We start from the raw sequence: 24,425 nt of genomic DNA, 5'->3' as shown, positions 1-24,425 counted from the left end.
CACCGGGGGAGGCCGGCGCACCACCATGCACGTCACGCATCTGTCGCTGGCCGACTTCCGCTCGTATGCCCGGGTCGAGGTCCCGCTCGACCCGGGCGTCACCGCCTTCGTCGGGCCCAATGGGCAGGGCAAGACGAATCTCGTCGAGGCCGTCGGCTACCTCGCCACTCTCGGCAGCCACCGGGTCGCCTCCGACGCCCCCCTCGTCCGCATGGGTGCCGACCGCGCGATCATCCGCGCGCAGGTCCGCCAGGGCGACCGGCAGCAGCTGGTGGAGCTGGAGCTGAACCCCGGCAAGGCCAACCGCGCCCGCATCAACAGGTCCTCGCAGGTCAGGCCCCGTGATGTGCTCGGCATCGTGCGCACCGTGATGTTCGCGCCCGAGGACCTCGCCCTGGTGAAGGGCGACCCCGGGGAGCGGCGCCGCTTCCTCGACGAGCTGATCACCGCCCGTTCGCCGCGCATGGCCGGCGTGCGCTCCGACTACGAGCGTGTCCTCAGGCAGCGGAACACGCTGCTGAAGTCGGCCGCGCTGGCCCGCCGACACGGGGGCCGCTCGATGGACCTGTCCACCCTCGACGTATGGGATCAGCACCTCGCGCGCGCGGGCGCCGAGCTGCTCGCCCAGCGCCTCGATCTGATCGCCGCGCTTCAGCCGCTCGCCGACAAGGCGTACGAGCAGCTGGCCCCCGGCGGCGGCCCGGTCGCCCTGGAGCACAAGGCGTCGTCTCCGGGCGACGCGCACACCCGCGAGGCCCTCTTCGAGCAGCTGATTGCCGCGCTCGCCGATGCCCGTAAGCAGGAGATCGAGCGGGGCGTCACCCTCGTAGGACCCCATCGGGACGATTTGATTCTCAAACTCGGTGAGCTGCCTGCCAAGGGGTACGCCTCCCATGGGGAGTCCTGGTCCTACGCGCTGGCACTGCGCCTCGCGTCGTACGACCTGCTGCGCGCCGAGGGCAACGAGCCTGTGCTGATCCTCGACGACGTCTTCGCGGAGCTGGACACCCGCCGCCGCGAGCGCCTGGCCGAGCTGGTTGCGCCCGGCGAGCAGGTGCTGGTGACGGCAGCAGTCGACGACGACGTACCGCATGTGCTGGCGGGGGCGCGGTACGCGGTGTCGGACGGGACGGTGGAGCGCGTATGAGCACCGATGAACCGGCACCCAAGGGGACCCCTTCCGGCGTCGACCTCGCGCGGGTCGCGCTGCGGGCGGCGAAGGAACAGGCACGCGCGCGTGGGGACGCGGCGCAGCAGAAGAAGCAGGCGCGGCGTGGCGGCCTGCGCTCCGGGGCGCGCGCCGACGGCCGCGACCCGATGGCGCTCGGCGCGGCGATCAACCGGCTGATCAGCGAGCGGGGCTGGGAGGCCCCGGCCGCGGTGGGCGGCGTGATGGGCCGCTGGCCGCAGATCGTCGGCGAGGACGTGGCCAAGCACTGCGTTCCGGAGAAATACGACGAGGATGAGCGGGTGCTGATCGTGCGCTGCGACTCCACGGCCTGGGCGACGAACCTGCGGCTGCTCGCGCCCGCGCTGGTCGCCCGCCTCAACGAGGACCTCGGGCACGGCGCGGTGAAGCAGATCAAGGTGTACGGGCCCGGCGGCCCCGCCCGCCGCTACGGCCCCTTGCGTGCGCCCGGCAGCACGGGCCCCGGCGACACCTACGGGTGAGCCGGCCGACCAGGTCTGCCGGGAGTGACCGACATCACGTCGGTGCCGTCGGCGGGGCGGTCGTACGTGCGTCGGTGTGACCGCGGGACGCCTACTGCCGCATGACCGGACACAGTTGCGAATATCGGCCTGCCCTCGGAGTAGCAAAGGGTTGACATCCGGAAGCGCTGAGTGCCTCTGTGAGCCTCTTGGAGCCCCCTTCCGCATATCGGGACCCGGCCGAGGATGGTTCAGGGCGGCACATGCGGACTCAGGTACCGGCAAACCCCCATCACTGTCGGCGCTACCGGTAGACTGGGAGACAATCCCGCCCCGATCGTGGGGACCGTCCGGGAAAAGCTGAGCAACGCTGAACAAGGCTTACCAACGCAACATGCCGCAGCCGCTCCGGCAACCCGCCGACGAGCCCGGCTCGTGCTGTGCCAGAAAGGGCGCTTCGTGGCCGATTCCGGCAACCCCAACGAGAACATCCCATCCACCGACGCCGGCGTGAACGCCGTGGCCAACGCCTCGAACGGCGAGGTCACGGCCTCGTACGACGCCAGCGCCATCACCGTCCTCGAGGGTCTGGACGCGGTCCGCAAGCGACCCGGTATGTACATCGGCTCGACCGGTGAGCGCGGACTGCACCACCTTGTGCAGGAGGTCGTCGACAACTCCGTCGACGAGGCGCTGGCCGGGCACGCGGACACCATCGATGTCACGATCCTCGCCGACGGCGGGGTGCGGGTCGTCGACAACGGCCGTGGCATCCCGGTGGGCATCGTTCCCTCCGAAGGCAAGCCGGCCGTCGAGGTCGTGCTGACCGTGCTGCACGCGGGCGGCAAGTTCGGCGGCGGCGGCTACGCGGTCTCCGGTGGTCTGCACGGTGTCGGCGTCTCGGTCGTGAACGCCCTGTCGAGCAAGGTCTCCGTCGAGGTCAAGACCGACGGCTACCGCTGGACGCAGGACTACAAGATGGGCGTCCCGACCGCCCCGCTCGTCAAGCACGAGGCCACGGAGGAGACCGGCACGTCGGTGACCTTCTGGGCCGACCCGGACATCTTCGAGACCACCGACTACTCCTTCGAGACGCTCTCGCGGCGCTTCCAGGAGATGGCGTTCCTCAACAAGGGTTTGACGATCAAACTCACTGACGAGCGCGAGTCGGCCAAGGCCACGGCCGGTGCGGACGAGGCGGGCGCGGACGAGAAGGCCGAGCCCAAGACGGTCGCGTACCACTACGAGGGCGGCATCGTCGACTTCGTGACGTACCTCAACTCCCGCAAGGGAGATGTGGTGCACCCGTCGGTCATCGACCTCGAGGCGGAGGACAAGGAGAAGAACCTGTCCGTCGAGGTCGCGATGCAGTGGAACAACGGCTACACCGAGGGCGTGTACTCGTTCGCCAACATCATCCACACCCACGAGGGCGGTACCCACGAAGAGGGCTTCCGCGCCGCGCTGACCTCGCTCATCAACAAGTACGCGCGCGACAAGAAGCTGCTGCGGGAGAAGGACGACAACCTCACGGGTGACGACATCCGCGAGGGTCTGACGGCGATCATCTCGGTCAAGCTGAGCGAGCCCCAGTTCGAGGGCCAGACCAAGACCAAGCTGGGCAACACGGAGGCGAAGACCTTCGTCCAGAAGGTGGTCTACGAGCACCTCAACGACTGGCTGGACCGCAATCCGAACGAGGGCGCGGACATCGTCCGCAAGGGCATCCAGGCGGCCACCGCGCGCGTGGCGGCCCGCAAGGCCCGCGACCTGACCCGCCGCAAGGGGCTGCTGGAGAGCGCGTCGCTGCCGGGCAAGCTGTCGGACTGCCAGTCGAACGACCCCATCAAGTGCGAGATCTTCATCGTCGAGGGTGACTCCGCCGGCGGCTCGGCCAAGTCCGGCCGCAACCCGGAGTACCAGGCGATCCTCCCGATCCGAGGCAAGATCCTCAACGTCGAGAAGGCGCGGATCGACAAGATCCTGCAGAACCAGGAGATCCAGGCGTTGATCTCCGCCTTCGGCACCGGGGTCCACGAGGACTTCGACATCGAGAAGCTCCGCTACCACAAGATCATCCTCATGGCGGACGCCGACGTCGACGGCCAGCACATCAACACCCTGCTGCTGACCTTCCTGTTCCGCTTCATGCGGCCGCTGGTCGAGGCGGGCCATGTGTTCCTGTCCCGTCCCCCGCTCTACAAGATCAAGTGGGGCCGGGAGGACATCGAGTACGCGTACTCCGACCGCGAGCGCGACGCGCTGCTGGAGATGGGCCGCCAGCGTGGCAAGCGGATCAGGGAGGACTCGATCCAGCGCTTCAAGGGTCTCGGCGAGATGAACGCCGAGGAGCTGCGCATCACCACGATGGACCAGGAGCACCGCGTCCTCGGCCAGGTCACCCTGGACGACGCCGCCCAGGCCGACGAGCTGTTCTCGGTCCTGATGGGCGAGGACGTCGAGGCGCGCCGCCAGTTCATCCAGCGCAACGCCAAGGACGTCCGCTTCCTCGACATCTGAGTCGGTCTCAGCTGACCGCACCAGGAAGGATCTTCACCAGCTATGGCCGACGAGAACACTCCAGTCACGCCTGAAGAAGAGGGCCTGACCCTCCGCGTCGAGCCCGTCGGGCTCGAGACGGAGATGCAGCGCTCCTACCTCGACTACGCGATGTCCGTCATCGTCTCCCGCGCGCTGCCGGACGTCCGGGACGGCCTCAAGCCCGTCCACCGCCGCGTCCTGTACGCGATGTACGACGGCGGCTACCGCCCCGAGCGCGGCTTCTACAAGTGCGCGCGTGTCGTGGGCGACGTCATGGGCAACTACCACCCCCACGGCGACAGCTCCATCTACGACGCGCTGGTCCGCCTGGCCCAGCCGTGGGCGATGCGCATGCCGCTCGTCGACTCCAACGGCAACTTCGGCTCCCCGGGCAACGACCCGGCGGCGGCCATGCGCTACACCGAGTGCAAGATGGCGCCGCTGTCGATGGAGATGGTCCGCGACATCGACGAGGAGACCGTCGACTTCACGGACAACTACGACGGCCGCTCCCAGGAGCCGACCGTCCTGCCCGCCCGTTTCCCGAACCTGCTGATCAACGGCTCGGCCGGTATCGCGGTCGGCATGGCCACCAACATCCCGCCGCACAACCTGCGCGAGGTCGCGGCCGGCGCCCAGTGGTACCTGGAGCACCCGGAGGCCAGCCACGAGGAGCTGCTGGACGCGCTCATCGAGCGCATCAAGGGCCCCGATTTCCCGACCGGCGCCCTTGTGGTGGGCCGTAAGGGCATCGAGGAGGCCTACCGCACCGGCCGCGGCTCGATCACCATGCGCGCGGTCGTCGAGGTAGAGGAGATCCAGGGCCGCCAGTGCCTGGTGGTCACGGAGCTGCCGTATCAGGTCAACCCCGACAACCTCGCGCAGAAGATCGCCGACCTGGTGAAGGACGGCAAGATCGGCGGCATCGCGGACGTCCGCGACGAGACGAGCTCCCGCACGGGCCAGCGCCTTGTCATCGTCCTGAAGCGGGACGCGGTCGCCAAGGTCGTACTGAACAACCTCTACAAGCACACCGACCTGCAGACGAACTTCGGCGCCAACATGCTGGCGCTGGTCGACGGAGTGCCGCGCACGCTGTCCCTGGACGCGTTCATCCGCCACTGGGTGACGCACCAGATCGAGGTCATCGTCCGCCGTACGCGCTTCAGGCTGCGCAAGGCCGAGGAGCGGGCGCACATCCTGCGCGGTCTGCTGAAGGCGCTGGACGCCATCGACGAGGTCATCGCGCTGATCCGGGCCAGTGACACGGTCGAGATCGCGCGTACCGGCCTGATGGAGCTCCTGGAGATCGACGAGATCCAGGCCAACGCCATCCTCGAGATGCAGCTGCGCCGACTGGCCGCCCTGGAGCGCCAGAAGATCGTCCAGGAGCACGACGAGCTCCAGGCGAAGATCAACGAATACAACGAGATCCTCGCCTCGCCGATCCGCCAGCGCGGCATCGTCAGCGAGGAACTCGCCGCGATCGTCGAGAAGTACGGCGACGACCGCAAGACCCAGCTGATCCCCTACGACGGTGACATGTCCATCGAGGACCTCATCGCCGAGGAGGACATCGTCGTCACGGTCACGCGCGGCGGTTACGTCAAGCGGACCAAGACGGACGACTACCGGGCGCAGAAGCGCGGCGGAAAGGGCGTACGCGGTACGAAGCTGAAGGAAGACGACATCGTCGACCACTTCTTCGTCTCGACGACCCACCACTGGCTGCTGTTCTTCACCAACAAGGGCCGGGTGTACCGGGCCAAGGCCTACGAGCTGCCGGACGCCGGCCGGGACGCGCGCGGCCAGCATGTCGCCAACCTGCTGGCCTTCCAGCCGGACGAGGCGATCGCCGAGATCCTCGCGATCCGCGACTACGAGGCGGCGCCGTATCTGGTCCTGGCCACGAAGGCCGGTCTGGTCAAGAAGACGCCGCTGAAGGATTACGATTCGCCTCGCTCCGGCGGCGTGATTGCGATCAACCTCCGTGAAAAGGAGGACGGTTCCGATGACGAACTGATCGGAGCCGAACTCGTGTCGCCCGACGACGATCTGCTGCTGATCAGCAAGAAGGCGCAGTCGATCAGGTTCACCGCGACGGACGAGTCGCTGCGCCCCATGGGCCGCGCGACCTCGGGTGTCAAGGGCATGAGTTTCCGTGCGGGAGACGAACTGCTCTCGATGAATGTTGTTCGACCCGGTACGTTCGTGTTCACTGCCACCGACGGCGGGTACGCGAAGCGGACCGCTGTTGACGAGTACCGCGTCCAGGGTCGCGGCGGCCTCGGCATCAAGGCCGCCAAGATCGTCGAGGACCGTGGATCGCTCGTCGGCGCGCTGGTGGTCGAGGAGACCGACGAGATCCTCGCCATCACGCTGTCCGGCGGTGTGATTCGCACGCGAGTCAACGAGGTCAGGGAGACGGGCCGTGACACCATGGGCGTCCAACTGATCAATCTGGGCAAGCGCGATGCCGTGGTCGGTATCGCACGTAACGCCGAGGCGGGACGTGAGGCGGAGGAGGTTGACGGCGCCATTGCCGTCGACGAGACCGTCGAAGGTGCCGCGACCACCGGCACGGACGAGGGTGAGGCGCCCTCGGCCGAGTAGCACGAGGAGTGAGTCAGCGTGAGCGGAGCCACGGGCGCCGGATCTGCCGGTATCCCTGCCGGTACCTCGACCGGTACGGAAACGGACGGCGGCGGCCGTGGCTCCGCCGCGCCTGCGACGGACTCCCACACGACCAACCTGCAGGCGATCAAACCCCACGCGACCGACTCGCACTCGCCTGACACTCATGGATCCCAGGGGGGAACTGTGACGGACACCCGAGGCCCGCAGACCCAGCAGTACGCGGCTGGAGCGGGCTCGGCCGCTCCGGGCGCCCAGCCGCCGGCCCAGTCGGCCGGGGCACAGCAGGCGGCGTCCCCGCTCCCCGGGGAGCGCCAGCCTCAGCAACCCACCGGGCCCTACCACCCGCCGCAGGCGTACCAGACGCCCGCTCCCGCCGACGCGGTACGACGCCCGCGCACCGGCGCACGCACCACACCCCGGGTCCGCAAAGCCCGGCTGCGGGTGGCCAAGGCCGACCCGTGGTCCGTGATGAAGGTCAGCTTCCTGCTCTCCATCGCGCTGGGCATCTGCACGATCGTCGCGTCCGCCGTGCTGTGGATGGTCATGGACGCGATGGGCGTGTTCTCGACCGTCGGCGGCACGATCTCCGAGGCGACCGGCTCGAACGAGTCCAACGGCTTCGACCTGCAGGCGTTCCTGTCGCTGCCCAACGTCCTGCTGTTCGCCACGATCATCGCGGTCATCGACGTCGTCCTGGCGACGGCCCTCGCGACACTCGGCGCGTTCATCTACAACCTCTCCGCGGGCTTCGTCGGCGGAGTGGAGCTGACACTGGCCGAGGACGAGTGAGGCCGGACGAGCCGGTTCGTTGACGGGCCGCTTCAAACCTCCACCGATTATCGATTTTGGGACTGCCCCGGTCGTGCGCTAATCTTCAGGAGTCAGCGCGCGGGACACACACCGCAAAGCGCGGCGGGGCTATAGCTCAGTTGGTTAGAGCGCATCCCTGATAAGGATGAGGCCACAGGTTCAAATCCTGTTAGCCCCACAGACACAGAACGAAGGCAGAGGGCGTCTCCCCAGGTGGGAGGCGCCCTCTCCATGTTTTCGGTCGGTCGTCACGGAGCCGTCCGTGATGCGCCCGCGCTCGGCGACGCGAAGAGCGGGCACCTCCAGGGGAAGCGCCCGCTCCTGGCCGACGAGGGTCAGGCGACCAGCTGGGGTTCCTGCGGGGCGGTGGCCTCCGTCGGCTGCTGCGGCTTGCGGTCGCGCATCACCAGCGTGGCCAGGACGGCGGCGGCCAGGACGCCGATCGCGCTGAGTGTGAAGGTGGTGGTCATCGAGGCGGTGAAGGCCTCGCGGGCGGTGCCGATCAGGGCGCTGTCGGTGGTGGCCAGGGCGCCGGTGATGGACTGCCTGGCCTGCTCGGGGGCGTCGGCCGGCATCTCGGCGGCATAGCCGCTGGTGAGGAGGGAGCCGAGGATGGCGATGCCGAGGGCGGTGCCGGCCTGCTGGATGGTGTCGTTGCGGGCCGAGCCGACGCCCGCCACGACCACTTGGCAGCCGCGCAGGACGACGCCGTCGTCGCCACCACCGATCCCGTCGCCCTGCGCGACGCCAAGTTCTCGTGCGGCCTGGAGGTCGTCCTCGACGGGCTGGCGCTACGGCTGCCGGATGCCTGACCGGCGGATCCGCCCGAGACGGGCGCGGAACGCGTGAAGGCCCGGCCACTGATCCAGTGGCCGGGCCTCGTCATGAGGGCGGTGTACGCAGGTTCGCCGTGACGACAGGGTTGACGGAGTCCAGAGGAACTCAGGTGAAGGGGACTGATGAGAGAGGGAGCGTGACGGGATCGTCCGGGGCCGACGTCCGGGAGCCGCAGTCGCCGGCCGTCGGATCAGCGCCGGTCTGGTCCGTGTCCGTCTTTGTGAGCGGGCGGTGGCGGCAGGTCGGGGCCTTGCCGTGTGCCTCGGCCTGGATGCGCTGTTTCATCGTGGGGGGCAGGGCCGTGGCGTGGGGCCGGGCCCAGCGGGACATCGTCGGCGCCGTGTTGGGTCGTGCGGTGCTGTTGCGCGAAGCCTCGGTCTGCGGTACCGCCGCGCCGGCGGTCGTCGTGGCGAGTCCGAGCGCCGTGCACAGCGCGAGGAAGGCGGTGATGATGACGTTCCACAGCTTCATGACCTTGTTCCGGGCCATGGCCCCTCACTTTCGGGTTGGGCGATTTGCGTACTTTGCCCATCATGTGTATGAGGCTCGGGAAGTGGTGGACCGACGCCCGTGGCGCAGCGATCTTCAGATCAACACCACCCGGATGGTCGCAAGAGGCCCGAAAAATGCGGGGGTGTGAGCACCGTCAGATCGGAGCGGCGCCGTCCGCGCGGAGTGGGCTGCGCCGCCGGGGAGTTGGGGCCCGGCGCAGGTCACCGATCGATATCGGGCGGTGTGTATAGTCGGGCGCCAGAGGTCCCCTACGTCAAGGAAAGACGAGGTCGCGCGGTGAAGAAGCTTCTCCTGGTCGCACTGGCCGCCATCGGCGGGCTCCTCGTGTACCGCCAGATCCAGGCGGATCGCGCCGAGCAGGATCTGTGGACGGAGGCGACTGACTCCGTGCCCACGGGTTCGTGAGTACCGACATCCGATACTGAACAGACCCCGGCCGCCTTTGCGGTCGGGGTTTTGCGTGTCCGCGGACTGTTTTTGGTACGGACGCTCTCGGTACGGACGCTCTCTGGCACGGGCGGTTCCGTCGTGGGCTTTCGGACGCTCGTACGGATTGCGCCGATGAGCCGTGGCCTTGCGGGGCAGGATGGGCCAGGGTACGGACGGTTCGATGATTCGGCACTTCCAGGGGTGGCGCGTGATGGGGCGACGTACGGCAGGGTCTGAGGCGTACCGGCGCCGTTTTCCGTCGGCACGTGCGCGTGCCGCCCTCCTCGCGGCGACGGTGGTGACGGCGGCCGCCCTGCCCGGTCCCACGGCGATGGCTGACGGTACGGTGAGCGGCACCGCCTACGCCTTCGCCGAGGACGCCCGGTCCGTACCGGGCGCCACGGGCACCACGGACGCCGCACGTCTCCAGCCCGGCAGGACGTACAAGAGCACCCTGCCGAGCAGCGGAAAGGCCTACTACCGCCTCGCACTCGATGCCACCTCGAACACGTACGTCTCCGCCACCGCCGTACCCGCCCCGGACGCCACCGTCTCCGCCGTGGAGGGGATCAAGGTGACGGTGCAGGAGACGGACGGCAGCTCCTGCTCTTTCGACACGACGACCTTCGGCGCCGGCCGCAGCCCGCACCCGATCGCCGCCTGGGGCGCGCGCGAGTCCGGCACAAGCCGGTGCCAGGCCGAGGGCATGTACTACGTGGTCGTCGAGCGCGTCGGTGCGAAGGACCCCGCGCCGGCTGCCTGGGACTTGGAGCTGGCCGTGGTCGAGGAGCCGGGCCTTGCACAGCCCGATGCCACCAGGGCACCGCTGGCCTGGGACTCCGCCACGCCCGCGCCGCCCACCGACGAGCCCGAACGGCGGCCGGGCGGCGCCGGCTTCGCCACGGCGACCTCGCTGGACCAGGGCGTCTGGACCGACGACATCGAACCCGGACAGACCCTCTTCTACGAGGTTCCGGTCGACTGGGGCCAGCAGCTGTACGCCACCGCCGAACTCGGCACCGCCGGTTCCGGTTCCGGTTACGTGGTCGGAGCGCTCGACGTGTCCCTCTACAACCCCGCGCGCGGGCCGGTCGAGGACGCGGGCGTCGGTTACGACGGGAAACAGCGATCGGCCGCACTCGATCCGCTTCCGCCGGTCGCACACGCCAACCGCCACTCCTTCACGGACCGGGTGGCCGGCATGCGGTTCGCCGGTTCGTACTACCTCGTGGCGCATCTCTCCGCGAAGGTGGCCGAGGACTTCGGCGACGGTCCGTTCAGGCTGACGTTGCGCGTACGGGTGGCGGGGACGGCGCAGGAAGGGCCCGCCTATGCCGGGCAGTCCGTGCCGGACGACGTCTTCGAGGTCACAGGCCAGGATCGTGGAGCTGCCGGCTCCGGCGGTGCGGCGGGCGGCGACGCCGCGATGACGGCGCTCGCGGCGGGCGGGATCGGCGGCGGCACGGTGATTCTGGTGGGGCTCGGGGTCTGGACGGCGGTGGCGCGGCGGAGGGCCGGCCTTGCCGGGTAGTCAGACCTGGGTCAACGCCCAGAAACCCACAGCGTAGCAGGCCAGGGCCAGCAGGACCAGGGGGACCGCCACCTTCGCGGGCGGGCCGGGGCGGCGTCGGCTGGGTTGGCGGTGGCCGGGGTGGCGGCGGCTGGAGTGAGGGGCGCTCGGCTGGGGGCCGCTCGGGCTGCCGGTGAGCGGGTGGTGGGCGGGCTGGTCGGCAGGGTGCCGCGAAATTGGTGGTGCGGAGGGTGGAACCTGCGCGTCCTGAGCGGTGTACGAAGCAGTAGAGGCGTCAGCGCGCTGGGGCATCGCCGGGGGCGGTGCCGGAGTGGGGTACAGCGGTGCTTGCGGCTGGGGGGAGGACAGCACGTGCGTGGTCTCGTGAGGGGAGGTGAGGAAAGGTTGCTGTGGAGGCAGCTGTGGCTCTGGCTGTTGCTGTGCTTGTGGAGGCCGCTGATGCTGTGGCTGTGGTGTGCCCTGCCGTGCCGGTGCGGGTGCCTCTGCGGACCGGGCCTCGGGGGCGGTCGCCCGAGGGGAGCCGACCGTGGGCTGCGGAGGCGGGAGGTGAAAGCTGCCGGTGTCCGACATGCTGGCCGGCTGCGAAGGAGTGGAGGGCTGCTGACGGGGATCCGCGACCACGTCCTCCCCGCGCGCCCCAGAACGTACGGAGCCCGTGCCGGACCGCGAGGACACCGAGTCGGCTGCGTTCCCGGCGCCCGGAGGGACTGCCCCGATTCCGGACCCCGCACCCGCCGGCGTGCGCGTCCCGGACGCCGAAGCGAGTGGCCCCGCGGGCCCGAACCCCGAGGGAAGCGGCCCGAGTTGGTCGAAGATCTCGATCTGCTCGTCGTCGGGGCCGGGGTCGGGCAGGAGCTCGGCTGCCGAAGCGAGCGCCTTGCGCGCACCCGTGGCGGTGCGGAAGCGGGCCTGCGGGTCCGGCTGCAGCAGTGTGGCCACGACCTGCCACAACGGCTCCGGAATGCCCGTGGGCGCACTCGGAGTCCCGTGCGCCGCGAAGTACTGCACGAGCGCCTTGGCGTCCGGCTTGGCGCCCTCCAGCAGATACAGCGCGACCAGTCCCACGGCGAACAGATCCGCCGGGAAGTCCGGCTCGGCACCCATCATTTGCTCCGGCGCCAGATACCCCGGCGTTCCCACCACGAGGTTGGTCTCGGTCAGCCGGGGCTCGCCCAGCCGCATCGCGATGCCGAAGTCGGACAGGCGCAGCTTGGGCCTGCCCGTGCCGGTGGCTTCCAGCAGCACGTTGGCGGGCTTGATGTCCCGGTGGACGACGTCCTCGGCGTGCACCGCGGCCAGCCCCGACAGGAGCTGGTCGAGGAGGGTGCAGACGAAGGACGGCGGCAGAGGGCCGTAGTCCCCGACGAGATGGACCAGCGAACCGCCGGTAACCAGATCCATGGTGAACAGGACCTTGTCGTCGTCGGCGGCCCAACTGGCCGGCGCGAGAACATGGGGGTGATCGATCCTCAGCGCCTGTTCGCGTACGAAGCGCAACAGCGAGTGCGCGTCGCTCTGCTGCAGGACCTTGGCGGCCACATAGCGGCGTCGGCGGTGGTCCCAGGCGCGCCAGACGGCGCCGACTCCTCCGCGCCCGATCGGGTCGACCAGTTCGTACCGTCCGGCGAAGACCTCACCCATCGCTGTGCGCCGCTCCTCCCCTTACGATCCCAGGGCTTCCCCCTTGCCTGCCCCTCGACGAGTGATACGACCCCTCTCGCGACCTCTCCTCGCGCCGCTCTCACGGCCGCCATGCACAGGCCCGACTGCCGCACCCCCATGCGGCGACCGGGCCGTGCGGTCAGCTCTGGTGGGCCTGGTAGTGCGCGACGGCGTCGGAGGTGCGGCCCGCGCCGTACACCCGGAGGAACTCTGCCAGTTCCGGATGGGTCGGGGCGAGGGTGTCCGCGGCCTCGATGATGTCTCCCGCGGCCGCCACCGAACGCAGCAGCGACTGGATCTCGCGGACCACCCGCTTGACCGTGGGCGCTCCCGAGCTGTTCGTCGTCTGTGTGCTGTTGCTGAGCACCGAGCCCCCCTGCGACTTCTTGATCTCCTCCATCCGATCGGTGGCCTCCGCCGCGCTCACACTGCCGTCCGCCACCTGTGCGGCCAGGTCCTGCAGCAACTGCACCCGCTGGACCACGGCAGGGTTTCCGATCTTCGCCCGCTGACCGCTCATCAGCTGGGACAGCATCGGCGCGGACAGTCCCAGCACCCCCGCGAGACGAGCCTGGTTGAGTCCAAGATCGTCTATGAGCTTACGGAAGAGCGCCCCCAGCGGCTCCCCATACCAGTTCCGCTGCAGTTCCCGCGCTCTTGCGGTGGCTTCCTGCTGTGCGGCGTCCATTGCGTCTCCCCATCGCTTTCCCCAAAACCGCGGTTCGCTGTAGCGAACCACGCCGAGCATCTTACGGAGAGTGGTCGTTCACGGGGACCCCCCAATCTTTTTGCGAGATACCGGGGGTCACCCGCTACTCTGGTCTGCGGCGCCCGCCGGTACGCGGTTCTTCCGGCCGGACGTCTCCCTTCCGGGGCCTTAGCTCAGTTGGTAGAGCGCTGTCTTTGCATGGCAGATGTCAGGGGTTCGACTCCCCTAGGCTCCACTGGTAAATGCCCTCTGACCTGCGGAAACGCGGTTTCAGGGGGCATTTTTCGTGTGTCGGGACACGCGGAACACACGTGTGCGCACGGGGAGCGGCAGCGGCGCCTCGAAGCACGCCGACCGGATCGGTCAGGCTTCCGCGCGTCCCGCTTCAGCCCAGGCGGACGCACCCCGGCCCTCGACGTCGCGGACTCTGCCAGTCTGTGGGACGTCGACCTGCCCGACCCGGCCCAGGCGCTGCGGCCGGCGGATGACGGATCCGGCGTGGCGGACCCGGCTGAGCCACTCACGCCGGGGGATCGGTGCCCCGGTGGATGTCCCAGCTCAACTGTTGACGGCCGGTGCACCTGCGACAGCTCATTGCAGGCGCAACCGGACTCATCCTCGTGCGCAGGGATGAACGGTGCCCCCACGCTTCGGACGCACGGTGCCGTTCTTGGCATTCAGCGCCGCAGCTCGCGCATGTGACAGGTGGGGTACGGCTGTGCCACGTGATCGTCAACCAAGTGCAATAGCAAGCAAGTTACGGCCGTACGGCGCAGGGCGCGCGCCGCTCGCCGGTTTCCCGTGAAACGCCGTTCCACAGGAAGCATCCGCGTGAATCATCACCGTGGGGCGGGAGACCCACGAGTCTCCCGCCCCACGGTCAGGCGGCTCAGCCACGGTCCTCGCGGTCCGCGGCCTCCTCCTCGGCCTCCTTGGCCTGCACCTCGGGATCGAGCACGGACTGTCCGCTGCCGTCCACCGACGTGAGCCGGCCCGACTCGGAGACCTCGGTCGCGGCGGGCGGCTCGACCAGCCAGTCGGGGTTGGCCTGCTTGTCCCACCACTTCCAGGCGGCGAAAGCGCCGCCCGCGAGAACGCCGAGAACCGCCAGCACCTTCATGGCACGGCCGGCCTTGGCCCGCCGTTCATGCTTGCGGACCAGCTTGTGAATCTCCTCGGCCGAGACCTGGCCACGCAGCGCGGCCAGCGCGGCGGCACCACGCGACGCCGCCTCGTCCTTGACGGGCCCGGCCGCGGCCACTGCCTGCTCGATCCTCGGCCGGGAGTAGCCGGCAGCCTGCCGGGCAGCCATACGGGTACGGAAAGCGGCCTCGTGGGCGGCGTGGTCCACCCTCGGCGGCACATGCGAACGGGCCTGTTCCAGGCGCGGCGCGAGATGCGACTCGTACTGGACGCGGGCCTGCCCGGCGGCCTGCGACACCCTGGGCGCGAGCCGTACGCGTGCCTCATGTGCGTAGTGCGCGGCCCGGTCCTTCGCCGTGTCGGCGTACGGCGCCACCACTTCCGCGGCGTGCAGCACGCTGTCCTTCGCCGAGCCGGTCGCGGCGCGCACGCTGTCGATGCGGGTCACGGGTTCCTCCTCCTCGGTGGCGTACGTATTTCGACTTTCCACCCTTTTGCGGATCATGCCTGCCCCAGCATGACGTGGCATGTGAGGGCGGGCATCCGGGTCATGGTCGGCGCGCAATAGCGGATGAATACGGCAACAGGAGCTTGTCATCGACAATGCCACGGATCGCCGCTCCGCGCTCCCGCCACGGAACGACTCATCGGGAAATCTGCAAGCCCTCCGCCCGGATTCCCGCCCGAAACAGCACGTCGGGCGACGTACGGCGCAGGCCGTGCGAGGATCGTGGAGTCACAGGAAGACAACGGAAGGCAGATCGTGGCTGAGCAGCTTTACGCCACCCTGAAGACCAACCACGGCGACATCCAGGTTCGGCTCTTCCCGAACCATGCGCCGATCACGGTCAAGAACTTCGTCGAGCTCGCCAAGGGCGAGCGTGAGTGGACCCACCCGGCCACGGGCCAGAAGTCCACGGACAAGCTGTACGACGGCACGGTCTTCCACCGGGTCATCAGCGGCTTCATGATCCAGGGCGGCGACCCGCTGGGCAACGGCACGGGCGGCCCCGGTTACCAGTTCGCGGACGAGTTCCACCCGGACCTGCAGTTCGACAAGCCCTACCTGCTGGCGATGGCCAACGCCGGCCCGGGCACCAACGGCTCGCAGTTCTTCATCACCGTCGCCCCGACGGCCTGGCTGAACCGCAAGCACACCATCTTCGGCGAGGTCACGGACGCGGCCAGCCAGAAGGTCGTCGACTCGATCGCGAGCGCCCAGACCAACCCGCGCACCGACCGCCCCCTCAACGACGTCGTCATCGAGTCGGTCGTCGTGGAGACCCGCGAGGGCTGAGCCGGAAGGCCCGCGAGGACCGAGTCGGAGGACCCGCAAGAGCCGAGTCCGAGACCTCCCGTAGGGAACCAAACGCCCCGCTCGTCCGTAAAGAGAGCGGGGCGTTTCTGTCGGACTCGACGATGAGGGGACCTCATGGACCAGGCGCCAGGCAGCCCGAACGGCCCGCACAACCACGGCCCGGACAACCAGGGTCCGCAGGGCGCCGCCAGCACGCCCGTCTGCTACCGCCACCCCGGCCGCGAGACCGGCGTGCGCTGCACCCGCTGCGAACGCCCGATCTGCCCCGACTGCATGGTCAGCGCCTCCGTCGGCTTCCAGTGCCCCGCATGCGTCCGCGACGCCTCCGGTACCGGACACGCGCCGGGCGCCTCCCGCCCCCGCACCATCGCAGGCGGCACCGTCGTCGCCGACCCTCGACTCCTCACCAAGATCCTCATCGGAATCAACCTCGCGGTATTCATCGCCGGCCGGGCCGAACCATCCCTCCTCAACCACATCGTTCTCATCGGCGAATGGCCACCAGCGCCCTGGGGACCGACAGAGGGCGTCGCAGAGGGCGAGTGGTACCGCCTGTTCACCTCGATGTTCACCCACGAAGCCATCTGGCACATCGGCTTCAACATGCTCAGCCTCTGGTGGCTCGGCGGCCCCCTCGAAGCCGCCCTCGGCCGCGCCCGCTACCTCACGCTCTACCTCGTCTCGGGCCTCGCCGGCAGCGCCCTGACCTATCTGCTGGAAGCCCCGACGACGGCCTCGCTCGGTGCCTCGGGTGCGATTTTCGGCCTCTTCGGCGCGACAGCCGTGCTCATGCGCCGGCTCAACTACGACATGCGCCCGGTCATCGCCCTGCTCGCGATCAACCTGATCTTCACGTTCAGCCCGGGCTTCGACATCGCCTGGCAGGCCCACATCGGCGGACTCGCCGCCGGCCTGGTCATCGGCTACGCCATGGTCCACGCCCCGCGCGAACGCCGGGCACTGGTCCAGTACGGCACCTGTGCCCTGGCCCTGGCGGTCGTGGTGGGGATAACGCTGCTGCGGACCGCCCAGCTCAGCTGAGCCGGGCGGTTATCCACTGAGCTGTCAAGTTGTCCACAGTGCGTGGTGAATCTTGTGCACGCTGTGTGGGAACAACTGCGCCCTCTGTCGGTGACCCGCGTTTCCGCAGGTCAGACAGGGGATGAACAAGGTTTCGGGGATGGTGTGGCTAACGTACCGGTGTCAACGTCCGATGCGTTATCCACAGATCGTCGTCTTTTCCCCAGGTTGGCTGTGGAAATTCTCACGGCTGTGGATAACTCAGCGGATAGCCGTGGGCAGAGCTGTGTTCACCGCCCGCTCGCCTGGTCTTCGACCGGCCTACTTCCACTGGGTGGAGACGCCGAATCCGGCCGCGATGAAGCCGAAGCCCACCACGATGTTCCAGTTGCCCAGGGAGTCGATCGGCAGTGAACCGTCGGTCACATAGAAGACGACGATCCAGGCCAGCCCGATGAGGAACATGGCGAGCATGACCGGTGCGACCCAGGCGCGGCTGTTCAGCTTGATGCTGGTCGCCTGCTTCGACGGCGGCGGCGTGTAGTCGGCCTTCTTGCGGATACGTGACTTCGGCACGAGGGTCTCTCCTGTCGATGCGCTGCGTGGCCGCGCAGGGAACTGGGTCGGGCTCGGGGCAACGTCCGGGGGCGTGTGCAAAGGGGCTCAGAGCGCTCCCCCGGGCGTCCGTTAGCGTAGTGCTTCCGTGGCGCCGAAGGAGATAAGGGTACGTTGAGCAATTCTGCCGACTCCCCCGGGACGGGATCCAGCCCTGCCCGCCGGTGGGCTTTCCGGCCCGTGCGGCTGCTCACGGTGGGCGTCTTCGCTCTCGCGGGGCTCATTTTCTTCACCAGTTTCCATACGGCCAAAGGCACCAATATCCGTACGGATGCGTCTCTGCTGAAGCTCTCCGACCTGATTGAGGAGCGCAGCCGTAACAACGGCGAACTGGACGAGTCCAACGCGGCTCTGCGTGAGGACGTCGAGTCCCTCGCCGAGCGCGACGACGGCAGCACCAAGGCGGAGGACGACAAGCTCGCCGCCTTGGAGAAGAACGCGGGTACTCAGAAGCTCACTGGTGAGGCACTCACGGTGACGCTCGACGACGCTCCGCCGAACGCCACCGCCAAGCTCCCCGGTTATCCGGAGCCGCAGCCCGACTACCTGGTCATTCACCAGCAGGACCTGCAAGCCGTGGTGAACGCCCTGTGGGAGGGCGGCGCCGAGGGGGTCAAGGTCATGGACCAGCGGCTGATCTCCACCAGCGCGGTGCGCTGTGTGGGCAACACCCTGATCCTCCAGGGCCGGGTCTACTCACCGCCGTACAAGATCACGGCGGTCGGCAACCCGGAGAAGCTGCAGCAGGCGCTTTCGGCGTCGCCGGCGATCCAGAACTACATGGTGTACGTCAATGTCTACGGTCTGGGCTGGAAAGTGGAGGAGAACGGGACGGTGACTCTGTCCGGCTACTCGGGCACAGTGGACCTGCACTACGCGAAGCCCGTGGAGTAAGCGCCGCTCAGGAGCCGCCGGTGCGCGTGATCGTCAGGACCGTCAGCGAACTGTGCATCACCGTCGGCACTGTGATCGTGCTCTTTGTCGTCTATGTGCTGTTCTGGACCGGCGTGAAGGCCGACAACGTCATGGACGACGAGATCGACCGGCTCCAGGAGCAGTGGTCGCAGGGGGCCGTGCAGCCGGGCGCAGCCCCCGGCGCCTCCGCGAGCCCCCCGAAGCCGGCGACGTACGAGAACGGGAAACCGTTCGCGATCATGTACATCCCGCGTCTTGGTTTCACGTGGAACAAGCCCGTGCTCGAGGGCACCGCCACCGACACCCTGAAGAAGGGCCTCGGTCACTACGCCGGCACCGCGCAGCTCGGTCAGAAGGGGAACTTTTCGGTGGCGGGTCACCGGCGCACGTACGGTGATCCCTTCAAGGATTTCCCCCGGCTGCGTCGCGGCGACGCGGTGGTGCTGACCGATGGGGCGACCTGGTTCACGTACCGGATCGGCAAGGGGCCGTACAAGACGGTGCCCACGGATGTGGCGGTGATCGACCCCGTGCCCCGCTCGTCCGGGTACACGCGTGCGGGCCGCTATCTGACCTTGACGACCTGCGAACCGGAGTGGGGTCACAGCCACCGGTTGATCGTCTGGGCGCATCTCGATTCCACCCAGCCTGTGGAGGCCGGGAAACCAGCGGCCCTGCGCCGTTAGTCTGGTGCAGTACGGCGTAAGTCTGGTGCCGTGGTGCGACGGAAGGGACGGCATGTACGGCTGGATCTGGCGGCATCTGCCGGGGAACGCGTGGGTCAAGGCGCTGATCTCGCTGGCATTGATCCTGGCCGTGGTCTACGTCCTGTTCCAGTACGTCTTTCCGTGGGCCGAACCGCTGCTTCCCTTCAACGATGTGACGGTGGACAACCAGTGAGCGCGCGCATTCTCGTCGTCGACAACTACGACAGCTTCGTCTTCAACCTGGTGCAGTACCTGTACCAGCTGGGTGCCGAGTGCGAGGTCCTGCGCAACGACGAGGTCTCGACCGCGCACGCCGATGACGGTTTCGACGGTGTGCTGCTGTCGCCCGGTCCCGGCGCCCCCGAACAGGCGGGTGTCTGTATCGACATGGTCCGGCACTGTGCGGCCGGCGGGGTGCCCGTCTTCGGTGTCTGCCTCGGTATGCAGTCCATGCAGGTGGCGTACGGCGGTGTGGTGGACCGTGCGCCGGAGTTGCTGCACGGCAAGACGTCGCTCGTCGAGCACGAGGGCAAGGGCGTCTTCGCGGGTCTGCCCTCGCCGTTCACGGCGACTCGCTACCACTCTCTCGCCGCCGAGCCGGTCACTGTGCCGGCCGAGTTGGAGGTCACCGCGCGGACGCACGACGGCATCATCATGGGCCTGAGACACCGTGGACTCCCGGTCGAGGGTGTGCAGTTCCATCCCGAGTCGGTGTTGACCGAGCACGGTCACCGGATGCTGGCCAACTGGCTGGTGGAGTGCGGCGACCACGGCGCGGTGGCGAGGTCGGCGGGGCTCGCCCCGGTGGTGGGCAGGGCCACGGCGTGACCGCGGCGCCCGGTACGGACTGGTACGGCACGGAGGGGTATCCCCCGTCCCAGGAGCCGTATCAGGCGCCGTACGAGCCTCCCGTCGACGAGGAGACCGTCGCGCTGCGGATACCCGAGCCGCCGGGCGAGGTGCGTCCCGACGGCGAGTCCATATCGGCTTCTCCCGCCCCGTCGGCCCCTTCCGCCGCCGGACCCGCCACCGGTGGCCGTGCGGCCCGCAGAAAGGCCGCCAAGCGGCGTCACGGACGGCACGGAGGCTCCCGTAGGCCCGCCGACACCGACGCCATGACGCGTCCCCTGTCCCGGGTGGAGGCGCGGCGGCAGGCGCGGGCGAGCAGACCGAGCCCGGCGGTGGTCGCCAGCCGGGTGATCGGTGAGGTGTTCATCACCACCGGCGTGCTGATGCTGCTGTTCGTCACCTACCAGCTGTGGTGGACGAACGTCCGGGCGCACACGCAGGCCGGCAACGAGGCGAGCCAGCTCCAGGACGACTGGGCGAGCGGCAAGCGCAACCCGGGCACCTTCGAGCCGGGCCAGGGCTTCGCCCTGCTGTACATTCCCAAGCTGGACGTGGTCGTGCCGATCGCCGAGGGCACCAGCAACAAGAGGGTGCTCGACCGCGGCATGGTCGGCCACTACGCGGAGGGCGCGCTGAAGACGGCGATGCCGGAAGCGAAGACCGGTAACTTCGGGCTGGCCGGCCACCGCAACACGCACGGCGAGCCGTTCCGGTACATCAACCGGCTCGACCCGGGCGATCCGATCGTCGTCGAGACGCAGGACACGTACTTCGTCTACTCGATGGCGTCGATTCTTCCGGTGACCTCGCCGAGCAACGTCAGTGTCCTGGATCCGGTCCCCAAGGACTCGGGTTTCAAGACGCCCGGCCGGTACATCACCCTGACGACCTGCACGCCGGAGTTCACGAGCAAGTACCGGATGATCGTCTGGGGCAAGATGGTCGAGGAACGGCCGCGCAGCAAGGGCAAGCCGGATGCGCTCGTCAGTTAAGGGCAGGGGCAGGGGAACAGTGGCAGCGACCACCGATCGCGAAGAGCACACCGACACCGGCCCCGCTGCGCCCGCGCCGCGGCGCCGCGGCCCCGGCCGGATCGCCATGGCGGTCAGCTTTTTCGGTGAACTCCTCATCACCGCAGGTCTCGTTCTCGGCCTGTTCGTCGTCTACTCGCTGTGGTGGACGAACGTCCTCGCGGACCGCAAGGCGGACAAGGAGGGCGACAAGGTCCGCGACAACTGGGCCAGCTCCGCGCCCTCCGGCCCCGGCGCGCTGGACACCAAGGACGGCATCGGCTTCCTGCACGTACCCGCGATGGACAAGGACGAGATCCTGATCAAGAAGGGCACGTCCACGGAGCTCCTCAACGACGGCGTCGCCGGCTACTACACCGACCCCGTCAAGGCGGCCCTCCCCACCAGCGGCAAGAACGGCAACTTCTCCCTCGCCGCCCACCGCGACGGCCACGGCGCGAAGTTCCACGACATCGACAAGCTGAGGAAGGGCGACCCGATCGTCTTCGAGACGAAGGACAAGTGGTACGTCTACAAGGTCTACGCCGTCCTTCCTGAGACCTCGAAGTACAACGTCAAGGTCCTCGACGCGATCCCCAAGGAGTCCGGGAAGACGAAGGCGGGCCGGTACATCACGCTGACGACGTGCACGCCGGTGTTCACGAGCCGGTACCGGTATGTGGTGTGGGGGGAGCTGGAGCGGGTGGAGAAGGTGGACGGGGAGCGGACGGTGCCGGAGGAGCTGCGTTAGCGTGACGTGCTGGCACGCTTAAAATTAGCGGGCCCGAAGCCGCAACTATCTCTTGCGGCTTCGGGCCTCTTTGCGTCATGCCATGCCCTACTCCAGGATCTTCAGCGGTTCACCGGCGCTCCACTCCTCCAGCACGCCGCGGTGTACGGCGGTGATGCCGGCCTCGGCGGCGATGCTCAGGGCCTCAGGGGTGAAGGGGCACGTCGCCACATAGAGCGCCACGTCCGCGCCGTACAGAACCTTCGCCGACCCGATGAACTTCTGGACGTCCGGGCTGGTGATGTTGAGGTAGGGCGCGAACCTCTTGCACTGGGCGACGAGGCGTCGCCCGTCGGCCGTGAGCGCGATGATGTCGACGCCCCGGTCTCCGTGACCGCCTTGTACGACGACGTTGGTGCAGCCGTCGCGTTGCAGCAGTTTGGCGATGTGGCGCTCGAACGCGCGGCCGTTCATGGCGTCCATGGCGGCCATGACTCCGACGGCGGGGCGGTCGTCTCGCACCCCTTCGAGCCGCTTCAGCCGGGCGTGGTGCTGGTGGAGCCGACGCTCGATGCGCTGGACGCCTGCGCGGAGCGCGATCAGCTCCCTGCGGTGCTCGCCCGATGTCTCGATCAGGGCGTTGAACATCGGCACGACCGTCTTGCCGAGGATGTGGGTGATGCGTTGGTCGATGCGGTCGTCGAGGGAGACGCCGTCGGCGTGAACGAGGTTATCCACAGGTTGTGTACGCGCCAGGTACTCCATGTCGAGGAGGTAGACACGCACCTGACGTGCGACTTCGCTGTCGCGGAGCAGCATGGCGACGTTGAGGACGGCGCGGCGGGAGAACAAGGCGAGGGATCGGGAGCGCGATTGGACCCCACTGACTTCCTTGAAGGAAGTCAGTTCTGTACCTGTCAGAACTCGGTAGCCGCTGGCTTCCAACTCCTGACGGTGATCATGCACCAGAGAGGTGATGGCGGTCAGACCCACCTCAAAGTACGCCGCCACCATCGCCGTCGTCACATGCATCCCGTCCGGAAGCAGCGACAGCGCCTTCACCCTGTCGAGCACGTCGGTTCGTTCCAGCACGCTGTCGCGCAGGCTCTTCGATTCCAGCAGCACCGATTCGTTGATCACGCTCTGCCCTTCCGTTCGCGGGTTGGCCGTATGGACGGGGCAGGGTTCTGACTCCCCACCCCACCCGATCAACGAGTCGTGAAAAGTGAAGACACGATCTACGCACGTGTGGGTGTGCGGTTGTGGTGCTTCGTCGAAGCGTCGGCACACCCACATTGCACATCAGCGACATGAGACGGACGGCCGTCTCAGGGCCCGGCTAGCGGGCGCGCGGGCCGTACCCGGTGCGGCAGTGCGGGCACTCGCAAGGGGGCCAGGCGAGGGAGTCGGCGACCCGTTCCGGGTCCGGGGTGGCCTTGATCGTGCGCCGCCGCGTCCGGCCGACGCGTTCCCCGTCCGGGGTGAGCCGGTAGGTCTCGATGGTCAAATGCGACTTGCCGAGCTCCGGCGGAGTGCCGGCGTTCACCTCCCACCCCCAGCCGTGTGGCAGTGGCAGCCGCAGCGACGCACCAGCAGCAACCCCAGGCTGTGGGGCAGAGGCACATCCTTGGTCTGTCGGCACTTGCGGTGCAGACCTCGGTACTCCGGCATCTGCGCCAGCGTGCATTCCGCCGACAGCGTGGTTTCCATGGCGTGGGTGCTCATCACGCCACCCCCGCAGCGGGGACGACGTGCCGGTCAAGGTTGATACCGAAGTCAGCAGAGAGCACTAGGGCGACAAGGTGCCGGTTCTGCCGCGCCAGCTCACTCTCGTCCTCGATAACGAAGGGGCGCAGGAGCCGCAGGGCGTCACTGTCGATGGGCGCGTAACACCCGCATGGATAGCGGGGCGGTAGGGACCACGGTGTAGGCGTACGGGGGGCCTCCGGCCTGCGTGCGGCGGCCGGTCCGGCGGGGCGCTCGCCCCGCCGACACCCGCCGGTACCGGGCACAAATACGCCCAACATCCGCCGCAGGGACGCGTGGATAATGCTCACCGTCGTCAGCTCCTCTACAGCTGGTGGCCACGTCCCGGACCGGTCGCACGGCCGCGGGGGTCTGGACGCTTCAAAGTTCCACCGCTGCAGGGCTGTTGACTTCCCTCTCTTGGGTATCCCTCTCATGGGTGCTCTGGCAGTCAGGTCAGTTCGGCACGCTGTCACTGGCAGGCGCATCGGGGCATCTCATGACCACTTACGAACCGCCGACCGCGCTACCTCGTGCTCTCTTGGACCGCGCGGATATGAAGGCAGCGATCACGGCTCACGACTTCGGCACGGTTTTCGCGCTGGCCCGCCGCGAGGCTGGGATCAGCTACTCGCAAATCGCAGCTGAGTGCGACATCAAGCCAGAGCGCGTAGGGACCCTGGCGCGTGGCCATGGCAACGTGACCACCTTCGAGAAGATCACACGCATTTCTGACGCGCTGCGCATCCCAGGGCACATGCTTGGTCTCGCTCCGCGCGAGTGGGAGACACAACCACCGATGTTCCGCGTTCTCTCCGCTCCTGCGTGTGCCACCGCCACCGATGGAGACGGAGACGACGTGCAGCGCAGGGAATTCTTCAAGGCATCAGCCGGGGGCCGGGCTCGCCGTAGGCCTTCCTGACTTGACCCGTCCTCTGACGGGCCGTCGGATCGGGAGCGACTTCCCCCAGCGGTTACGGGAACGTACAGCTCGTCTGCGTCGCCTTGACGACTCTTGGGAGGCGGGGACACGTACAGGGTCTACCTCGGGGA

25 protein-coding genes and 2 tRNA genes are annotated in these 24,425 nt (G+C 68.3%); 19 read left to right on the top strand and 8 right to left on the bottom strand.

Annotation, left to right across the window (positions count from 1 at the left end; translation table 11 throughout):
- Nucleotides 1-25: 25 nt before the first annotated feature.
- The 6 genes from recF (at nucleotide 26) to ACKTSN_RS23505 (ending at nucleotide 7,816) form a co-directional block, all read left to right on the top strand.
- On the top strand, nucleotides 26-1,147 hold the full coding sequence (recF, locus tag ACKTSN_RS23530) for a DNA replication/repair protein RecF (protein WP_409470931.1): 1,122 nt from the start codon (nucleotides 26-28) through the stop codon (nucleotides 1,145-1,147).
- Nucleotides 1,144-1,671, top strand: a complete 528-nt coding sequence (locus ACKTSN_RS23525) for a DUF721 domain-containing protein (RefSeq protein ID WP_409470930.1) — start codon at nucleotides 1,144-1,146, stop codon at nucleotides 1,669-1,671. The genes recF and ACKTSN_RS23525 overlap by 4 nt, the downstream gene beginning before the upstream one ends.
- 438 nt (nucleotides 1,672-2,109) lie before the next feature.
- Nucleotides 2,110-4,170 carry a DNA topoisomerase (ATP-hydrolyzing) subunit B gene (gyrB, locus tag ACKTSN_RS23520; protein ID WP_409470929.1) on the top strand — a complete coding sequence of 687 codons (2,061 nt, stop codon included), beginning with the start codon at nucleotides 2,110-2,112 and terminating at the stop codon, nucleotides 4,168-4,170.
- 42 nt (nucleotides 4,171-4,212) lie between these two features.
- Nucleotides 4,213-6,804: a DNA gyrase subunit A gene (gene gyrA, locus ACKTSN_RS23515; RefSeq protein ID WP_409470928.1), complete on the top strand. Its 2,592-nt coding sequence runs from the start codon at nucleotides 4,213-4,215 to the stop codon at nucleotides 6,802-6,804.
- Between the two features lie 18 nt (nucleotides 6,805-6,822).
- Nucleotides 6,823-7,617: a DUF3566 domain-containing protein gene (locus tag ACKTSN_RS23510; RefSeq protein WP_409470927.1), complete on the top strand. Its 795-nt coding sequence runs from the start codon at nucleotides 6,823-6,825 to the stop codon at nucleotides 7,615-7,617.
- Between the two features lie 125 nt (nucleotides 7,618-7,742).
- Nucleotides 7,743-7,816, top strand: a tRNA-Ile gene (locus tag ACKTSN_RS23505).
- Between the two features lie 157 nt (nucleotides 7,817-7,973).
- Here ACKTSN_RS23505 and ACKTSN_RS23500 read toward each other — a convergent pair.
- On the bottom strand, nucleotides 7,974-8,318 hold the full coding sequence (locus ACKTSN_RS23500; RefSeq protein WP_409470926.1) for a hypothetical protein: 345 nt from the start codon (nucleotides 8,316-8,318) through the stop codon (nucleotides 7,974-7,976).
- Between the two features lie 6 nt (nucleotides 8,319-8,324).
- Between ACKTSN_RS23500 and ACKTSN_RS23495 the strand changes: the two genes are divergently transcribed.
- Nucleotides 8,325-8,450 (top strand): hypothetical protein, encoded by a 126-nt coding sequence (locus tag ACKTSN_RS23495; RefSeq protein ID WP_409470925.1) that lies wholly within the window; start codon nucleotides 8,325-8,327, stop codon nucleotides 8,448-8,450.
- A gap of 130 nt (nucleotides 8,451-8,580) precedes the next feature.
- On the opposite strand, the gene ACKTSN_RS23490 is transcribed toward ACKTSN_RS23495, so the two are convergent.
- A complete protein-coding gene (locus ACKTSN_RS23490) occupies nucleotides 8,581-8,964 on the bottom strand; it encodes a DUF6344 domain-containing protein (RefSeq protein WP_409470924.1) in 384 nt (127 codons plus the stop codon).
- 300 nt (nucleotides 8,965-9,264) lie between these two features.
- Here ACKTSN_RS23490 and ACKTSN_RS23485 point away from each other — a divergent pair, with 300 nt between their 5' ends.
- Together ACKTSN_RS23485 and ACKTSN_RS23480 are read left to right on the top strand one after the other, a co-directional pair.
- Nucleotides 9,265-9,393, top strand: a complete 129-nt coding sequence (locus ACKTSN_RS23485) for a DLW-39 family protein (protein ID WP_003999697.1) — start codon at nucleotides 9,265-9,267, stop codon at nucleotides 9,391-9,393.
- Nucleotides 9,394-9,628: 235 nt separating this feature from the next.
- A complete protein-coding gene (locus tag ACKTSN_RS23480; protein ID WP_409470923.1) occupies nucleotides 9,629-10,948 on the top strand; it encodes a hypothetical protein in 1,320 nt (439 codons plus the stop codon).
- On the opposite strand, the gene ACKTSN_RS23475 is transcribed toward ACKTSN_RS23480, so the two are convergent.
- Nucleotides 10,949-12,589 (bottom strand): serine/threonine-protein kinase, encoded by a 1,641-nt coding sequence (locus ACKTSN_RS23475; RefSeq protein WP_409470922.1) that lies wholly within the window; start codon nucleotides 12,587-12,589, stop codon nucleotides 10,949-10,951.
- Nucleotides 12,590-12,749: 160 nt separating this feature from the next.
- On the bottom strand, nucleotides 12,750-13,298 hold the full coding sequence (locus ACKTSN_RS23470; protein ID WP_224734936.1) for a helix-turn-helix domain-containing protein: 549 nt from the start codon (nucleotides 13,296-13,298) through the stop codon (nucleotides 12,750-12,752).
- 183 nt (nucleotides 13,299-13,481) lie between these two features.
- Here ACKTSN_RS23470 and ACKTSN_RS23465 point away from each other — a divergent pair.
- Nucleotides 13,482-13,554 (top strand) — tRNA-Ala (locus ACKTSN_RS23465).
- Nucleotides 13,555-14,208: 654 nt separating this feature from the next.
- Here the strand turns inward: ACKTSN_RS23465 and ACKTSN_RS23460 are convergent.
- Nucleotides 14,209-14,910, bottom strand: a complete 702-nt coding sequence (locus ACKTSN_RS23460; RefSeq protein ID WP_409470921.1) for a DUF5324 family protein — start codon at nucleotides 14,908-14,910, stop codon at nucleotides 14,209-14,211.
- A gap of 315 nt (nucleotides 14,911-15,225) precedes the next feature.
- Here ACKTSN_RS23460 and ACKTSN_RS23455 point away from each other — a divergent pair, with 315 nt between their 5' ends.
- On the top strand, nucleotides 15,226-15,759 hold the full coding sequence (locus tag ACKTSN_RS23455; RefSeq protein WP_409470920.1) for a peptidylprolyl isomerase: 534 nt from the start codon (nucleotides 15,226-15,228) through the stop codon (nucleotides 15,757-15,759).
- Between the two features lie 135 nt (nucleotides 15,760-15,894).
- Entirely contained in the window at nucleotides 15,895-16,821 is a 927-nt protein-coding gene (locus ACKTSN_RS23450; protein ID WP_409470919.1) for a rhomboid family intramembrane serine protease, read from the top strand.
- Between the two features lie 300 nt (nucleotides 16,822-17,121).
- Here ACKTSN_RS23450 and crgA read toward each other — a convergent pair whose 3' ends face one another.
- Complete coding sequence (crgA, locus tag ACKTSN_RS23445) at nucleotides 17,122-17,376, bottom strand: cell division protein CrgA (protein ID WP_129798863.1); 255 nt, start codon at nucleotides 17,374-17,376, stop codon at nucleotides 17,122-17,124.
- Between the two features lie 153 nt (nucleotides 17,377-17,529).
- Here crgA and ACKTSN_RS23440 point away from each other — a divergent pair, with 153 nt between their 5' ends.
- Genes ACKTSN_RS23440 through ACKTSN_RS23415 form a run of 6 tightly spaced genes read left to right on the top strand, consistent with a single transcriptional unit; the run spans nucleotide 17,530 to nucleotide 21,647 of the window.
- Nucleotides 17,530-18,309 carry a DUF881 domain-containing protein gene (locus ACKTSN_RS23440; RefSeq protein WP_409470918.1) on the top strand — a complete coding sequence of 260 codons (780 nt, stop codon included), beginning with the start codon at nucleotides 17,530-17,532 and terminating at the stop codon, nucleotides 18,307-18,309.
- Between the two features lie 20 nt (nucleotides 18,310-18,329).
- The gene (locus ACKTSN_RS23435) at nucleotides 18,330-19,016 is read left to right on the top strand and encodes a class E sortase (protein ID WP_409470917.1); all 687 of its coding nucleotides are present in this window, start codon (nucleotides 18,330-18,332) and stop codon (nucleotides 19,014-19,016) included.
- 4 nt (nucleotides 19,017-19,020) lie between these two features.
- The gene (locus ACKTSN_RS23430) at nucleotides 19,021-19,230 is read left to right on the top strand and encodes a hypothetical protein (protein WP_409470916.1); all 210 of its coding nucleotides are present in this window, start codon (nucleotides 19,021-19,023) and stop codon (nucleotides 19,228-19,230) included.
- Complete coding sequence (locus ACKTSN_RS23425) at nucleotides 19,227-19,865, top strand: aminodeoxychorismate/anthranilate synthase component II (protein ID WP_409470915.1); 639 nt, start codon at nucleotides 19,227-19,229, stop codon at nucleotides 19,863-19,865. The genes ACKTSN_RS23430 and ACKTSN_RS23425 overlap by 4 nt, the downstream gene beginning before the upstream one ends.
- Nucleotides 19,784-20,878, top strand: a complete 1,095-nt coding sequence (locus ACKTSN_RS23420; protein ID WP_409474903.1) for a class E sortase — start codon at nucleotides 19,784-19,786, stop codon at nucleotides 20,876-20,878. Before ACKTSN_RS23425 ends, ACKTSN_RS23420 begins: the two co-directional genes overlap by 82 nt.
- Before the next feature lie 19 nt (nucleotides 20,879-20,897).
- Nucleotides 20,898-21,647 (top strand): class E sortase, encoded by a 750-nt coding sequence (locus ACKTSN_RS23415; RefSeq protein ID WP_409470914.1) that lies wholly within the window; start codon nucleotides 20,898-20,900, stop codon nucleotides 21,645-21,647.
- A gap of 87 nt (nucleotides 21,648-21,734) precedes the next feature.
- Here ACKTSN_RS23415 and ACKTSN_RS23410 read toward each other — a convergent pair whose 3' ends face one another.
- Together ACKTSN_RS23410 and ACKTSN_RS23405 are read right to left on the bottom strand one after the other, a co-directional pair.
- The gene (locus ACKTSN_RS23410) at nucleotides 21,735-22,766 is read right to left on the bottom strand and encodes a restriction endonuclease (RefSeq protein ID WP_409470913.1); all 1,032 of its coding nucleotides are present in this window, start codon (nucleotides 22,764-22,766) and stop codon (nucleotides 21,735-21,737) included.
- Between the two features lie 199 nt (nucleotides 22,767-22,965).
- Nucleotides 22,966-23,172, bottom strand: a complete 207-nt coding sequence (locus ACKTSN_RS23405) for a hypothetical protein (protein ID WP_409470912.1) — start codon at nucleotides 23,170-23,172, stop codon at nucleotides 22,966-22,968.
- A 699-nt stretch (nucleotides 23,173-23,871) separates the two neighbouring features.
- Here ACKTSN_RS23405 and ACKTSN_RS23400 point away from each other — a divergent pair.
- Complete coding sequence (locus tag ACKTSN_RS23400; RefSeq protein WP_409470911.1) at nucleotides 23,872-24,294, top strand: hypothetical protein; 423 nt, start codon at nucleotides 23,872-23,874, stop codon at nucleotides 24,292-24,294.
- Nucleotides 24,295-24,425 lie beyond the last annotated feature (131 nt).

Origin of the sequence: Streptomyces flavusporus (genome assembly GCF_046267975.1) — a bacterium.
GTDB classification, from domain to species: domain Bacteria; phylum Actinomycetota; class Actinomycetes; order Streptomycetales; family Streptomycetaceae; genus Streptomyces; species Streptomyces flavusporus.
Note: the sequence above shows the minus strand (reverse complement) of the source record. Positions and strands in the feature narration are given on the sequence as shown.